Source organism: Pseudomonas inefficax, from assembly GCF_900277125.1.
Taxonomy (GTDB): domain Bacteria; phylum Pseudomonadota; class Gammaproteobacteria; order Pseudomonadales; family Pseudomonadaceae; genus Aquipseudomonas; species Aquipseudomonas inefficax.
The window spans coordinates 1-1594 of sequence record NZ_OPYN01000140.1 but is presented as its reverse complement, the minus strand read 5'-3'; the positions used below and the strand labels follow the sequence as shown (position 1 = coordinate 1594).

At 63.4% G+C, this 1594-nt stretch carries 1 protein-coding gene and 1 pseudogene; both read right to left on the bottom strand.

Going from position 1 to position 1594, the window contains the following annotated elements; translation table 11 throughout:
• A pseudogene (locus tag JV551A3_RS16315) lies at positions 1 to 588 on the bottom strand (GntP family permease); the annotation flags it as partial.
• Positions 589 to 857: 269 nt separating this feature from the next.
• A partial coding sequence (locus tag JV551A3_RS16310; RefSeq protein ID WP_167494828.1) for a sigma 54-interacting transcriptional regulator occupies positions 858 to 1594 on the bottom strand: 737 nt, incomplete at its 5' end.

Here is a 1594-nt window from a genome sequence, read left to right as displayed (position 1 = left end):
GGCCATGCCGACGCAGAACACGAACAGCGTGCCGATCAGGCCCAGCCAGGGCGCGGCCCAGGCGGGGGTGTTGAAGAAGGTGCTGGGGATGATGTTCTGGATCTGCGGGGTGCCGGGCAAGGCGTCCATGGTGAACGAGAAGGCGCCCAGCGCAATGGTTGCCGGGATCAGGCGCTTGGGGATGTTGCTCTGGCGGAACATTTCGGCGGCGAACGGGTACACCGCGAACACCACCACGAACAGCGACACGCCGCCGTAGGTGAGCAGGGCGCAGACCAGCACGATAACCAGCATCGCCTGGCGGGTGCCAAGCACGCGGATGGCGGCAGCGACGATCGAGCGCGAGAAGCCGGACAGTTCGATCAGTTTGCCGAACACGGCCCCTAGCAGGAACACCGGGAAGTAGAGCTTGATGAAACCGACCATTTTCTCCATGAACACCCCGGTGAATGCGGGGGCCACGGCGGAGGGGTCGGTGAGCAGTACCGCACCGAGGGCGGCGATGGGGGCGAAGAGGATTACGCTGTAGCCGCGGTAGGCAGCCAGCATTAGCAGGGCCAGAGCGGCGAGGGCGATGAGCACGGTCATCGGGGTGGGTCTCCTGGGTGAGTCTTGTTTTTATCGGTGAGCAGGAGATAGCGGGAATCGTGCCAGTTTTTAACTGGTTGATTTATATGAGTATTTTATTTTCTTGTGAGTTTTTGTCTCTGTCTTGAGATTTTGGGGCCGCTTTGCGGCCCATCGCGACACAAGGCCGCTCCTACAAGTGCACCGCGATCTCCTATAGGAGCGGCCTTGTGTCGCGATCGAGGGCGAAGCCCTCGCGGCAATCTCAAAATGGAAACATAAGTCTCAAATTAGAGACCGAGCGCTACCATCTTCTTGTACAGCGTTGACCGCCCCAGTCCTAACGCCGACGCAGCTTCCGGCACATTTCCCCCATGTTCGGCCAGTGCCCCGGCAATCAGCTCGCGTTCAAACGCCTCGCAGGCCTCGCGGTAAGTTTGCCGCACAGGTTCACCCGCCACCGGGCTCAACGGCCCCAATGCCGCCCGTAGATCCGCCACCCCCAGCCGCGGCTGATCCGCCAGCAGCGTAGCCCGCTCCAGTACATTGCGCAGCTCGCGAATGTTCCCCGGCCATGCATGCCGCGCCAATAGCTGCTGCGCTTCGGCCTCCAGCTCGTACTGGCTGCCCAGTTCGCCCAGGATGGCCTCGCACAGCGCCGGCAGGTCCTCCAGCCGCTGCCGCAGGGGCGGNCCTTCGANCNGCAGCACGTTCAACCGGTAATACAGCTCGGCGCGGAATGCCCCGCGCGCGATGGTCGCCGGCAGGTCGATGGGGGTGACGGCAANGATGCGCACATCACTGCGCAGCATCTGGTTCGAGCCTACCGGCTCGTACTCCTTCTCCTGCAACACCCGCAGCACCGTGCTCTGCATCCCCAGCGGCATGTCGCCGATCTCGTCGAGGAACAGCGTACCGCCTTCGGCCAGCTGCAGCTTGCCGCTGCGGCCCTTGCGGTCGGCGCCGGTGAAGGCGCCGGGGGCAGTGCCGAAGAATTCGGCTTCCAGCAATGTCTCGGGGATTGCCG